11 protein-coding genes are annotated in these 13,590 nt (G+C 28.9%); 1 reads left to right on the top strand and 10 read right to left on the bottom strand.

Annotation, left to right across the window (positions count from 1 at the left end; all coding sequences use genetic code 11):
- Nucleotides 1-139: 139 nt before the first annotated feature.
- The 7 genes from ssnA to IC174_RS01040 form a co-directional block, all read right to left on the bottom strand.
- Nucleotides 140-1,468, bottom strand: a complete 1,329-nt coding sequence (ssnA, locus tag IC174_RS01070) for a putative aminohydrolase SsnA (RefSeq protein WP_227433766.1) — start codon at nucleotides 1,466-1,468, stop codon at nucleotides 140-142.
- Between the two features lie 27 nt (nucleotides 1,469-1,495).
- Nucleotides 1,496-3,079: an N-acyl-D-amino-acid deacylase family protein gene (locus tag IC174_RS01065; protein ID WP_227481904.1), complete on the bottom strand. Its 1,584-nt coding sequence runs from the start codon at nucleotides 3,077-3,079 to the stop codon at nucleotides 1,496-1,498.
- Between the two features lie 15 nt (nucleotides 3,080-3,094).
- Nucleotides 3,095-4,282, bottom strand: a complete 1,188-nt coding sequence (locus IC174_RS01060) for a YgeY family selenium metabolism-linked hydrolase (RefSeq protein ID WP_227481903.1) — start codon at nucleotides 4,280-4,282, stop codon at nucleotides 3,095-3,097.
- A gap of 122 nt (nucleotides 4,283-4,404) precedes the next feature.
- A complete protein-coding gene (gene dpaL / locus IC174_RS01055; protein ID WP_227433763.1) occupies nucleotides 4,405-5,619 on the bottom strand; it encodes a diaminopropionate ammonia-lyase in 1,215 nt (404 codons plus the stop codon).
- 613 nt (nucleotides 5,620-6,232) lie between these two features.
- Nucleotides 6,233-8,041: a sigma 54-interacting transcriptional regulator gene (locus IC174_RS01050; protein ID WP_227481902.1), complete on the bottom strand. Its 1,809-nt coding sequence runs from the start codon at nucleotides 8,039-8,041 to the stop codon at nucleotides 6,233-6,235.
- Between the two features lie 368 nt (nucleotides 8,042-8,409).
- A complete protein-coding gene (locus IC174_RS01045) occupies nucleotides 8,410-8,787 on the bottom strand; it encodes a RidA family protein (protein WP_227433761.1) in 378 nt (125 codons plus the stop codon).
- Between the two features lie 366 nt (nucleotides 8,788-9,153).
- Nucleotides 9,154-9,300: a hypothetical protein gene (locus tag IC174_RS01040; RefSeq protein ID WP_054274210.1), complete on the bottom strand. Its 147-nt coding sequence runs from the start codon at nucleotides 9,298-9,300 to the stop codon at nucleotides 9,154-9,156.
- A 352-nt stretch (nucleotides 9,301-9,652) separates the two neighbouring features.
- Here IC174_RS01040 and IC174_RS01035 point away from each other — a divergent pair, with 352 nt between their 5' ends.
- Nucleotides 9,653-10,138 carry a hypothetical protein gene (locus tag IC174_RS01035; RefSeq protein WP_227481901.1) on the top strand — a complete coding sequence of 162 codons (486 nt, stop codon included), beginning with the start codon at nucleotides 9,653-9,655 and terminating at the stop codon, nucleotides 10,136-10,138.
- A 1,057-nt stretch (nucleotides 10,139-11,195) separates the two neighbouring features.
- Here IC174_RS01035 and IC174_RS01030 read toward each other — a convergent pair.
- The 3 genes from IC174_RS01030 to IC174_RS01020 form a co-directional block, all read right to left on the bottom strand.
- Complete coding sequence (locus IC174_RS01030; RefSeq protein WP_227481900.1) at nucleotides 11,196-11,735, bottom strand: flavodoxin family protein; 540 nt, start codon at nucleotides 11,733-11,735, stop codon at nucleotides 11,196-11,198.
- Entirely contained in the window at nucleotides 11,728-12,144 is a 417-nt protein-coding gene (locus tag IC174_RS01025; protein ID WP_227433758.1) for a MerR family transcriptional regulator, read from the bottom strand. The genes IC174_RS01030 and IC174_RS01025 overlap by 8 nt, the downstream gene beginning before the upstream one ends.
- 210 nt (nucleotides 12,145-12,354) lie before the next feature.
- Nucleotides 12,355-13,476, bottom strand: coding sequence for an aldo/keto reductase (locus IC174_RS01020; protein ID WP_227481899.1), 1,122 nt, complete (start codon nucleotides 13,474-13,476; stop codon nucleotides 12,355-12,357).
- Between the last annotated feature and the right edge of the window lie 114 nt (nucleotides 13,477-13,590).

The raw sequence follows: 13,590 nt of genomic DNA, 5'->3' as shown, positions 1-13,590 counted from the left end.
GGTCTCCCTTCTATATTTAGTTTAATATTCTATTCCATATATTTTTTATCTATATACTTCATTTAAATTCTACTTTTGTCTAAGTTTTATTTTTAACACTTATATTCTTGTCTCTTACTTGTATGTCATTATCAATTATTTAGATTCTATTCCATAGGTTCTGACTTAGTTCTCTACTCTTAGCTAGAATACTTTCTTCATCAATGTTTACCAATTTTCTGTCTTTCATAAGTACTTTTCCATTTATAATAGTTGTATCCACGCTTCTTCCACTCATTCCAAATATGATGTGTCCCCCTATTGTGTTTTCTGTCAATGGAGTATGTGGTGTATAATCAACTACTATGACATCCGCATAAGCACCTTTTTTAAGTATGCCTAGGTCATTTTTATAATAAGCCTTTGCTATTTTTTTATTGTTATCAAATAACATTGTTTGTGATTCTCCAAATCCAACTCTTGGGTCACTTAAGTGGTGTTTATGAATTATATTAGCAACCTTTAACGATTCAAACATATCACTAGTGTATCCGTCAGTTCCTAGACCTACTGTAACACCTCTTTTTAGTAATTCTATTGCAGGAGAACATCCAACTGCATTTCCCATATTAGATTCTGGATTATGAACTACAAATGTATTTGTTTTATTTAAAAGATTGATTTCATCTGTACTTATATATATACAATGAACTGCTATAGTCTTTTCTTTTAGAACACCAAAATCATTAAATCTTTCTAAAACTCTTTTTCCATATTTATCTACATTATATTGTAAGTCTGCTAATCCTTCAGCAACATGTACATGATAACCTGTATCAAGACCAGCCATTTCTGAGGCACACTTATTTAATGTATCATCAGACAATGTAAATGCAGCATGAAGACCAAACATTCCCTTTATCATGTCTGTATCATCTTTTTGAGCATATTTTATGAAATTTACATTTTCATTGATACCTTGTTGTATTGTATCTCCACCATCTCTATCAGATACCTCATAACAAAGGCATGTTCTTATTCCCAAATCTTTTGCAACATCTGATATTGTAAATAAACTACCTTCAATTGCATTTGGACTTGCATGATGGTCATAAACTGTTGTGACACCATTTTTTATACATTCTATATAAGTTGCATATGCACTGTATTTTGTATCTTCTAGTGTAAGTTGTTTATCAAGTCTCCACCATAAATTGTTTAATATTTCTAAAAAATTTTCAGATGGTTTTCCTGGAACTGCCATACCTCTAGCAAATGAACTGTATATATGCATATGTGAATTTATTAGACCAGGCATGATTATCTTCTTGCCTGCATCTATAAATTCATGTCCTGGATATTTCGCTTTCATTTCCTCAGTAGTACCTATATCTTCAATCAGATTGTCATTTATTACAACACATCCATCTTCCATATAGGGATTTAAAGAATCTTGGCTTATTAGCCTCCCATTCCCCACTAAAATCATAAATTTATTCCTCCTTAAAGCTAAGATTTAATTTTTAAGTACTTTTCCTGCTTTAATTTTATTGTATTTTCCTTCTTCAACAACACAATTTCCATTTATAATTACATAATCTATACCTGTAGGATATTGCATAGAATTGATAAAATCATCACATCCACTAACAGTATCCTTGTCAAATATAACTAAGTCTGCAAAATATCCTTCTTTTAGTTCACCTCTATCTTTTATACTAAAGCTTACTGCTGCTTTTTTAGTCATTTTATAAACAGCTTCTTCAACTGTTAGTACATTTAATTCTCTAACATATCTTCCTAGTATTTTAGGGAAAGAACCATATGCTCTTGGATGTGGCTTACCTGCTAAAAGACCATCTGTACACACATTTTGTTCGTCTCTTTTCATAAAACCTATTATATGTTCTTCCAAGCCATAGAAATCTACCATTCCAACTGCATTTTCTTCTTCTTTCAATAAATCAAACGTTGCATCTAACGGGTCTTTACCTCTCATCTTTCCAATTTCTAGTAGGCTCTTACCAATTGTATCTTGATTTTTTTCTGTCTTTACACTTGTTACAAAGATTTGGTCTATTCCAGCAAATTCTATAAAGTTATCCCAACCTTCGATTCCATTTGCTATATCTTTTTTCATTTTTGCTCTTTCGTTTTCATCACTTAATCTTTCTATTAATTTATCAGTTCCTCCTGAATGTGCCCATGGAGGTAAAACTACTCCAAGCATTGTACTTCCAGCTGCATAAGGATATTGGTCAAATGATACTCTTATACCTTCTTTTTCTGCTTTTTCTAAAAGTTCTATAACTTGAGGTATATACTTCCAATTTGATTTACCACAAACCTTAAAGTGTGAGAAGTGAACTTTTACTCCTGATTGCTTTCCAATTTCTATAATTTCTTCCATTGATGTTAAAATTGTATCTGCTTCACTTCTTTGATGAACCACAAATACTCCATCGTATTTTGCTACTACTTTACACATCTCTATAATTTCTTCTGTCAATGAATACGCACAAGGTATATATATAAGTCCAGTTGATAATCCTATAGCTCCTGCCTTTAATTCTCTTTCTGTGATTTCACACATCTTTTGAATTTCCTCTTTAGTGGCAGGTCTATCTTCAAGCCCCATTGCTTCCATTCTTACATTTCCATGAGGTACTAAATAGGTTTCATTTAACCCTACTCCATTTTCATCCATCATTTTTAAATAGTTTTCTGTTGTTTCATATTTCCAATCAATTTCATCACTTTCACCATCTAGGCCTGCTAAATTTTTTCTCCAAGAAGATATATGCTCTTGAGGTAGAGGGGCCATAGATATTCCATCTTGGCCCAACACTTCTGTTGTAATTCCCTGTCTAATCTTTACCTCATTATATGGATTAACCAAAATCACTAGGTCTGAATGGCTATGAGTATCTATGAAACCTGGACATATAACTCTACCTTTTGCATCTATAACTTTGTCAGCTTCTTCGTTTAAATCCTGTGATATTTTTAATATTTTTTCGTTTTCTATTAAAATATCCCCTTCATATGCTGGTGTTTTATTTCCATCTACTATAAGCCCATGTTTTATTAAAGTTCTCACAAAACCATCTCCTAATTATTTTTTATAAACTGATTTTAATATTCCATAATATCCTTCTGCACCTTTGAATAATTGGTCTAACTCTATATGTTCATCTATTGTATGAGCAAGATTTTCTTTAGAAGGACCAAATCCTATAGTTCTTATCCCAGCCTCACCTGCATAATGGCTTCCATTTGTACAGAATGAATATTGAGTTATTTCTGAATCTATTCCAGCTTCTTTTAATCCTTTGTATGCTGCTTGAACAAATTCATCATCTTCATCATATAACCAACCTGGGAAGAATCTTTCACTTTCTATAGTATTTCCTGTATAACAGTCAGCTTTTTCAGATGCATAAGAAACTTTTGCATTTAATTCTGAGTCTTCTTTCATCATTTCATCTAATAATGCTTGTATTGGAGCTAGTACTCCTTCTCTTGTTTCTCCAACTAATAATCTTCTATCAAAAGTAGCTTTACAATAATCTGGCACCACTGATGCACCTGGATATGGAGAAGATTTTATATCTGTTAAAACTAATATTCCATCACCTAAAACTGGATGAGTTGGAGGTACTAATTGTTGTATTCTTTGAATTACATTAGCCATTTTATAAACTGCATTTATACCTTTTTCTGGGTTAGCAGAGTGAGCTGGTTTACCAAAAGTTTCTACAACTATTTCTCCTCTACCTCTTTGACCAATCTTTAAGTTTAGTTCTGAAGATTCTCCGATTACAACATAATCAGGTTTAACAGCTTTACTTATTTCTCTAGCTGAAACTCCTTCAAATATTTCTTCATGAACAACTCCTGCTACATATAATTCACCTTCGAAGTCTTTATTAGTATCTTCTGCAAAGTATGAAACAGCCGCCATCATAGCACTTACTTGACCCTTCATATCAGAAGTTCCTCTACCATATATTTTTCCGTCTACTATTCTTGCTTCAAAAGGAGGAACACTCCACTTACTTGCATCTGGAACTGGAACTGTATCTATATGCCCATCAAATAATATTTTTTTCCCTGGTTTGTTTCCTTTTATGCATCCTATTATATTTCCATATCTATCTCTTGACCAGCTGTCAAAACCTAGCATAGCAAAATTTTCTTCAATTGCCTTTACTACATTTTCTTCTTGACCTGAATAACTAGCATTTCTTATTAAATCTTGGCATACTTCAGTTAATTGTTTTTTTCTTATTTCATTTAACATTTTGATATTCCCCCATATAATTTTTAATTTATTGATGTTTCACTTTATTTATTGTTATTTTACTTATTTACTTATTAATATTTCACTTATTAAACTTTTATTTATTTTTTATTTTAAATTTTTTATTTACTTTGGTATTCTCCATTCCAAACTATATCTTTATATTTGTCTGGGTCAGTGTCTCCTTCTGTACTTATTAATAATACTTTAGAGTTTTCATCTAATTTCAAAGCCTCTCTTAAATCTTTTAAATCTTCACTTTCAAGTATTGAAACTAATGCTCCAGTTGTAACTGCTCCAGATTCTCCAGAGATTACTTTTTCATCTCCTCTTAGAGGATTTCCTAAAACTCTCATACCTTTAGCAGAAACCCAGTCTGGTGCTGAAACGAATGCTGATGAATAATTTTTTAATACTTCAAATCCTATAGTATTTGGTTCTCCACAAGCAAGACCTGCCATTATAGTTGGCATATCTCCACCTACAAATCTTGGTTTTCCATCTCCTGCTTCTGCTGATTTATAGTAACAATCTGCCTCATCAGCTTCTACTACTACTGTTATTGGGCATTCGTCATATATTGAAGCAACATATCCTTGAACTGCACCAGCAAGCGAACCAACTCCTGCTTGCACAAATACATGCGTTGGTCTATCTACTCCATATTCTTTTAATTGTTCTATAGCTTCTTTAGCCATAGTTCCATATCCTTGCATTATCCATGCTGGTATTTCTTCATATCCATCCCATGCTGTATCTTGAACCATTACTCCATGGTCATCAGCTTCTGCATAATCATTAGCTAATCTTACTGCATCATCATAATTTAAGTCTGTTATACTAGCATCTGCACCTTCTCCCTTGATTTTATTTAATCTAAATTCAGAAGAACCTTTTGGCATTAATACAACAGATTTTTGACCTAATTTATTAGCTGTCCAAGCAACTCCTCTACCATGATTTCCATCTGTAGCTGTAAAGAAAGTTATTTCTCCTAACTGGTCTTTTATTTCTTTTGAAGTTAATTTTTCATATCCTAACTCTGATATATCTTTATTTAATCTTTGAGCTAAGTATTTACCCATAGAGTAAGAACCACCCAAAACTTTAAATGCATTTAATCCAAATCTATAAGATTCATCTTTAACATATATTCCGCTAACTCCTAATAATTTTGCTAAGTTATCTAATTTAACTAAAGGAGTTTTTTCATATTGTGGAAAACTCTCATGAAATGCTTTAGCTTTTGCAATTTCTTCGTCCTTTAAAAATTCAATTCCTTTTTCTTTTTCCTCTGCTTTAGGTAAGTTATTTAATTTCCATTTTATTTCTCTCATTTATTTTATATTCCCCTTTCAAATTTTTCGATGTCATTATTAATTTTTTATCTTTGTGTCTTTATATAAAGCAATTACTGTGCCAATATTATTTATTCTAAAAACATTTTTTTTATGTTGGAATTACATACTTTTTTCAAATTTATTTAAACGTTGTAAAATCTGAGTGTGAAAAATAAGATTTATAAAAGAAAAAATTCTCATATTGGGAAATTTTTATCAATACGAGAATTATCATTTCGAGAAACCGTTTCTTTGTTTTTATTTTCCTTTATTATGCTTTTACTTTTCTATATGTCTGTTATTTTGGCTTGTATATTACTATTTTTACCTTCTATATTTATATTGTTATAACCTTCTATATTTTATGTTTTTATTTTAGCTTTCTATAATACTGTTATTTTTATGTTTTACATATTTGCACTTTATAAGCTCAAACTTTTATTTTCTATTATTTATACTGACTCAATATCTTACAAGCTTATAATTTTATTTTTCTATAGTATTATTACTATATTAGTCTCTTCTAGTGACACTTCTATTATAGAGGCTTTATTTTTATTGACCTACAAATCACATTACCATACATTTAAAACTATTTTCTATGTTTAATTTATTGTTGTTCCTCTTCTAGTTTTCTGTATAATGTAGCTAAACCTATCCCTAAATCTTTTGCTATTTTCTTTTTTGTCTTTGTATCTCTTCCATATTTATTTAACAACTTATGTATGTAAGTTAACTCCAATTCTTTAATTGAAAGTATTTTTTCTTGGTTTTCTACTATTCCCCCGACTATATCATCTTCAAACTTTGTTACCTTATTATTACTCTTAAAACTATTTCCTTCAATATTATAATAGTTCAAAATATCTAATGGAAGCATATCTTTATAGATTATTCCATCTTCTCCAACTAAATTCATCATATATTCAACTGCATTTTCTAATTCTCTTATATTTCCCGGCCAATTATAATTAACCAACATATTCATTACATTTTTTTCTATTTGATTCAATTTTATATCTAATTCTAAAGAATACTTGGAAACAAATTTCATCATTATAGTTTCAATATCATCTTTTCTTTCCCTAAGAGGTGGCAAATTTATAGGAATTACGTTTAACCTATAGTACAAATCATCTCTAAACTTACCTTCATTCACCAACTTAAGTAAGTTTTTATTCGTTGCAGCAATTACTCTTATATCTAAATCTATAAGTTTATTTGAGCCAATTCTTGCAAATTTTCTTTCCTGCAAAACTCTAAGTAACTTTGCTTGTAAAGGCATAGATAGGTCTCCCATTTCGTCAAGAAATATGACACCTTCATTTGCAAGTTCAAACTTACCAACCTTACCTCCACTACTAGCCCCACTAAATGCACCTTTTATATAGCCAAATAACTCACTTTCAAGAAGGTTTTCTGGAATAGCAGCACAGTTTATAGCAATAAATGGCTTATTCCATCTACTTCCTTCAGCATGTATAGCTCTAGCAATTAGCTCTTTCCCTGTACCACTTTCACCAGTTATAAGAACTGTTGAATTTGACTTTGCTAATTTCTTAGTTCTCTCTTTAACTTTCACCATTGATTCTGAGTTCCCAATTATAGACTCTATATCACTATTTCCCCATCCACTATTGACTTTCCCATGTCCTTTATGGTTTATATATGTCTTATCAAATATAATTATCTTGTCATATTGATTTATATATGGATATACAGGAATTATTTTGGCATTTATATTATAAATTTTGTTATCAATATCAATTTCTAGTAATTCATGTCCATTTGAAGAAGATTCAACAGATACTATTTTTACTGTATTTTCTATTATATCTTTTCCAATATCTAATTTTTTCAAAGCAATATTGTTTATATAAGATATTTTGCTATTTATATCTAATATAACAACACCTTTTTCAACATTTTCAATTATTTCTATCATCATGTTCATTTTTCTACTGCTACTTTTTGACACTTCATGTTCTTCTATCTTCATAGAAATTAAATCGCATATATGATTGACAAACTTCAAATAATTATCTATTTTTGCACTTATTTCTACTTTTTTAGTTTTATCTGTACTAATAGCACCAATTACTCCTATAGTACGATTATTATATTTTATTGGAACTGCTATTATTACTTTATTTAGGCATTTCATGTAATGGGAACATTCTATACAAAGCTGATTATCACATATATCTAATACGACTAATTCCTGACCTGTCTGTATAACTTTATCATAAAGAAAACCTTCAGTAACAACGCTTTCATTTATTTTTGATTTATACAGACCTGTGCCACTAATTCTTATTAATCTATCATCAACTATTTCAATATCTACATCTAACACGCTAGCTACTGTTTCAGTGTATTTTATCATTTCCTGTTGAAATTCCTTTAATTTACTTACCATAGTTTCCCCCATTAGAATTTAATTTACTAAATTATCAGTTTAACTATATTTTAACATATAGTTAATTTTTAAAATATATATAAAACATTACTTATTTATATATTTACATTGAAATACATAATAATAATTATAAAAAGATTGTTTTATATTAGGATTACTTTAATTATAATACACAAATAATAAAATAAAAAAAGCTTTCCTCCTATAACAAATATATTTTTGGCACAAAAATATATGTTATATAAGAAAAGCTCAATAGTTAAATATTTAGATAGATTTTTATATAGACTTTTTTAATATAAACTTTTTAATTGTAGACTTTTTTTATTAGTTTTTAATTTTCATTAGTTTTGTCATTGGTTTTATTATTATAATACTGCCATTGCTTCAATTTCTAAAACTGCATCTTTTGGTAATTGAGCAACTTGTACACATGATCTTGCTGGTGGATTTTCTTTAAAATATGTAGCGTACACTTCGTTAATATCATTAAAATCTTTTAAATCTTTTACGAAAACTGTAGTTTTAAATACTTTATCCATAGTTGTACCAGCTTGTTCTAGTATTGCTTTTACATTGTCTAAAGAAGCTTTTGTTGCTTCTTTTGGGTCAGATACTAACTCGCCTGTCTTCATGTCTATTGGAAGTTGACCTGATGTAGAAACTATATTTCCAACTTGTATTGCTTGAGAATATGGTCCAATTGCTCCTGGAGCTTTCTCTGTAGCTATTACTACTTTTGACATGATTTCACCTCCTATTATTAAGTTATATTTACAGGAAAATAAAATTTCCTAAACACCAATATTAATATGAACCTCTAGACAAGAAATCAAGTCCAAAGTTTCAAATAATCAATACTCAGATTATTATATTTATTTGTGTTCATGTTAATATTTATTAAAGCAATTAGCATGCCAATTTCTTTTTATTCATAAAACTTTATAGAACCACTTAAAACACCTAAATTGAAACCTTTCCATAAAAAATAATCCGAAAATAGTTTTTTTATAGTACTAATTTTTTTCTCATATCTGGAATTTTACCAACTTGAGAATTCCTGTTTTGAGAATTTGCGAATTTTATTTAAATAGTTCTAAAGTTTTAAGTTATTATGCTATCATGTATGAAAGAACTATGGTTGACAATCCTACTGCTACAAATAGCAACACTTTAATCCAGACCTTATTTACTTTTGTTATCATAGAACCTATTGAAAATATAATAGCCAAGTATAATAGTAACCAAAAAATTATCATTCCACTACTGCTGCTGAAAACTTACAAAACTATTTTTTAATGACCCCATTTATTTTATAAGATATACGTTTATTTTATAAAATATAAGTAAAGTATAAAATTATTTCAGCAACTTTCTCCCTTCTTATTTTTTAAATCTTTTATAGGATTGTATCATGTTTGAGTGAATTTTCATACTATTAAGTCTTTACCTCTACAAAACAATACCTCTCATTTCATGCCTAATAATGTAAGATTACAGCTATTTTATTGATTTTGATAACTTGATTGACTATACTATTATTAGTTTTTATTTGTATATAAAGCTACTATTTATATGCAAAATTTTTATTTATATAGGGGGTTTTTAATTATGAACAAAAGTCCATTAACAGCAGAAACAACAGAAGAAATGCTAAAAGTACTAAGTGTGAAAGATTATAATATTGCTTATGATTTTCATAAGCTTGGTCAATTACTAGGTTGCAAGATTGAACCACGAACAGGAGCTCGTTCTTATCGTATATTATATTCAACTAAAAAACCAAAGCGTAGTCTATTTACTATTGAATGTAATGAGAAAAAATGGAGAGTTAAAGCAAACCTTTATAATCTAAATACATATAGAGATACTGTGGAGGAATGTTCTAAAACTATTAAAGATAGTATTACAAAAACTCGTACTTGTAAAAAATGTAATCCAAAATGTATTGGGGGTTCTTCATTTGAATTAGATGGCAAGTCCTATTTAACTTGTGTAGGAAGTGGACATTATTTTGCTAATATGGAAGAAATAGATTGGAAAAATCTAAAAAAGTTAATTAGTAAAGAGAATAATATTATGCAGAAATCTGTTTAATATGCTACTAAAACACACATAAATTTAGATATCAAATAAATGATAAAAATGTGCATAGATTTGTATGTATATCAAAATTCTGTGCATATAAAAAAACTGTGGATACCAAAAGGCTGTGGATAAATTTACTTTTCTGTAAATCTAATTATAGCCTTTATGTATTGCTTTTACTATATAATCATTAAAGTTATTTTGTAATCTTAAATTTCCTCCTACATGTACTGCTTCTATTATATAATCATAAGCATCTATGTTACATTTCAATATCGACTTTATCATATAATAAGTTTTAGATGCATAAGCTTAATGAGTTATTTGAAAATGATATTACTTTATCCGCAACAGAATAACATATATTAAAATATATTTATAGTAAAGATAATTATTCTATGACATTAGAAAACTATATCAAAAAGAATAAAAGTAGATACTTAAAGGCTTGAATAAAGGAAATCGAATTAGTTGACCAGTTAATGAAAGTGTTTAAGAACCTTGAAAAGATAGAAATTTTGTCTAGAAAAAATGATGTATATAAAGTTAATGTTTTTTATAGTCTGATTTGTCTCTGTCAATGTGACAATACTCATATTAGAAAAGCCTCTAGTTATGAAATTTGTTGCTCCTATTAATGGTTTTTTATCTTCTTCACTTTCACTTAATTCTGGAACATCTCCCCCATAATAAGAATTTCCTTGAAGTGTTATATGCTATCATTAAAATTCATCTTATCAGTAGTTGATTTGTTTATAACCATTTATATTTTATATATAATTTATTTATATTTATTTTATAAATTATTTAATTTATAAAATTAGTATTTATATTTATGATATAATAATAAAATATGAAGACTGATGCTATGGATGAAAAAACTAATTATCTAGTTTACCAATTATATACAACAAAAAGCTGTAGGTAAATTTGTTTTACACAAATCTACTTACAGCCTCTAAATGCTAGAACACTTTTAGTCTACTATTTATTTTGTCTAGATTATTCTGAACTCACTCTATCAATAAAATTTAGTAAATCTGATACTCTTAAAAATCTCCCTTCACTACACTGACTTGCCCATTTCATAGGCATGATTCATTGCTACACTTTCTTTGATATCACCTACATGCCAAGCTCCTACGCCATACACTATACCTTTTTCCTTAGCACCATTTAGACATGACGTAAATCCTCTGAATCCTTCTAATGTTCTTTCCATAGCCTGCTCACTATTGTCGGCTGCGGCAACGATGAAATAAAACTCTTTTCCAGAAATTTCAGTGTATCTCGAACAAGTTCTATCAATCATAGTTTTCATCTGTGCATTCATAGTATAAAAATAAACTGGAGTTGCCAAAACAATCACATCTGCTTTAATCATTTTTTCAAGAATTTCTTCCATGTCATCTTTTTGTGAACAGTTTCCACCTTTCTCGTAACAGACTCCACATCCTATACAATATTTAACATCCTTATCTTTTAAAAATATTTTCTCTACTTGGTTTTTAGATTCTAATGCCCCTTGCATAAATTGGTCACATAATAAATCAGAATTACCACCTTTTCTAGGGCTTGCAGACAATACAAGTACACTTTTATTCATAAGACAATACCTCCGTTCTTTGACTCTCACTATTATTTTTTAATGTTTTTTCTTTTTCAATAACTTTATCCTCGTATCCATCAATTTTACTATTTAATCGTTCTAAAGTTTTCTGCATATCTTCAATTCTTCTAGAAAGCTGATTTCGTTGTTCTATTAAAAGTTCTTTTCTCGCTTTGATAGTTTTGTTCCCTTGTTGAAACATAGTTACATATTCAATCAATGTCTCAATGGAAAGTCCTGCACTTCTCATACATTTGATGAAATTAACCCACTCACAATCTTTTTCTGTAAAAGACCTAATTCCACTTTTATTTCTATTTACAGGTGGTATTAAACCAATTCGTTCATAATATCGTAAAGTATCTGCTGAAAGTTCGTATTTTCTACTTACTTCTGAAATTGTCATACAAATCCTCCTCCTTTCTTGATACTGTATAATTTAAAATCGGATTAAATAGTTTAACTGATATTTCATTAACTTCGACTTTTCTATATAACATTAATTATTTTACTGATATTTCATTAACTTCAACTTTTCTATATAACATTAATTATTTCACTTATACTTAATTAACTTCAAGTTCTTTATGTATCATTAATTATTTTATAGTAGCAATTATTTTTCAAATATTTCTGCTACATTCTTTAAAGATTCTACAATTTTTATATGTTGTGGACAATTTTTTTCACACTGTTTACATCCAATACAATCTGATGCTTTTCCATAAGTTTTAATGTAGTTATTATAATAAACCATTTGTGTTGAAAATCCAGTATTAAGAGCTTGCTTTTCTGCATTGTATAAAGCAAAATAGTTTGGAATAGCGATATTTTTTGGACATCCTTCTACGCAATACTGGCAAGCAGTACATGGAACTGCAATTGCTTCATTTATAATTTCCACCGCTTCATTTATAACATCATATTCTTCCTGTACAAATGGTTCAAAATTTTGCATATAACCTGTGTTGTCTAATAGTTGTTCCATATTTGACATTCCACTTAAAACCATCATGACATTATCTTTACTTGCTGCAAAACGAATTGCCCATGATGGCACTGACATATCTGGATTATAATCGTTAAATAATTTTTCGGCTCTTTCTGGTATTTTTGCTAGTGTACCACCTTTTACTGGTTCCATAACTATAACAGGTTTATTGTGTTTCTTTGCTACTTCATAACACTTTCTAGATTGTATGCTTTCATTATCCCAATCTAAATAATTAATTTGTAACTGCACAAAATCTACTTCTGGATGCTCATTCAATACTTTGTCTAATAGTTCTGCACTATCATGAAAAGAAAAACCAATATTTTTTATTTTTCCTTCTTTTTTCTTTTCTTCAATAAACTTGAAACTGTCAATTTTTTTAGCTATTTCATAATGTGATACACCAATGTTATGTAAAAGATAATAATCAAAATAATCTACACCACATTTTTCTAACTGTTCATTAAAAATAGGCTCCTGCTCTTCTTTTGTTTTTAAAGCCATTAGTGGTAGTTTTGTAGCTACTGTAAAACTTTCTCTTTTATGTCTCTTTACTAGAGATTCTCTAAGTGCTATTTCACTTTTACCCATATGGTATACATATGCTGTATCAAAATATGTGAATCCTCTCTCTAAAAAAGTATCAACCATATTATTTAAGTAATCCATATCAATACTTGTAGCATCATTTTCGTCTTTTATTGGTAAACGCATTAACCCAAACCCTAATTTTTTTTGTTCCATTGTCCTGCTTCCCCCTTTATGTATTCTCTACTTTAATTTATGTTTTTAAATATTTATAAATTTTCTATAATTATACTTTACTACTTAGAGTTAACTTCAAGTCAATAGTTTTTT

The organism is Clostridioides sp. ES-S-0001-03, from assembly GCF_020676075.1.
Taxonomy (GTDB): Bacteria; Bacillota; Clostridia; order Peptostreptococcales; family Peptostreptococcaceae; genus Clostridioides.
Note: the sequence above shows the minus strand (reverse complement) of the source record. Positions and strands in the feature narration are given on the sequence as shown.

What these genes read in the sequence shown, in the direction of transcription:
- ssnA (WP_227433766.1), bottom strand. Translation starts at nt 1,468, where the DNA reads ATGATTTTAGTGGGGAATGGGAGGCTAATAAGCCAAGATTCTTTAAAT.
- IC174_RS01060 (WP_227481903.1), bottom strand. Translation starts at nt 4,282, where the DNA reads ATGTTAAATGAAATAAGAAAAAAACAATTAACTGAAGTATGCCAAGAT.
- dpaL (WP_227433763.1), bottom strand. Translation starts at nt 5,619, where the DNA reads ATGAGAGAAATAAAATGGAAATTAAATAACTTACCTAAAGCAGAGGAA.
- IC174_RS01050 (WP_227481902.1), bottom strand. Translation starts at nt 8,041, where the DNA reads ATGGTAAGTAAATTAAAGGAATTTCAACAGGAAATGATAAAATACACT.
- IC174_RS01045 (WP_227433761.1), bottom strand. Translation starts at nt 8,787, where the DNA reads ATGTCAAAAGTAGTAATAGCTACAGAGAAAGCTCCAGGAGCAATTGGA.
- IC174_RS01040 (WP_054274210.1), bottom strand. Translation starts at nt 9,300, where the DNA reads ATGATAATTTTTTGGTTACTATTATACTTGGCTATTATATTTTCAATA.
- IC174_RS01035 (WP_227481901.1), top strand. Translation starts at nt 9,653, where the DNA reads ATGAACAAAAGTCCATTAACAGCAGAAACAACAGAAGAAATGCTAAAA.
- IC174_RS01030 (WP_227481900.1), bottom strand. Translation starts at nt 11,735, where the DNA reads ATGAATAAAAGTGTACTTGTATTGTCTGCAAGCCCTAGAAAAGGTGGT.
- IC174_RS01025 (WP_227433758.1), bottom strand. Translation starts at nt 12,144, where the DNA reads ATGACAATTTCAGAAGTAAGTAGAAAATACGAACTTTCAGCAGATACT.
- IC174_RS01020 (WP_227481899.1), bottom strand. Translation starts at nt 13,476, where the DNA reads ATGGAACAAAAAAAATTAGGGTTTGGGTTAATGCGTTTACCAATAAAA.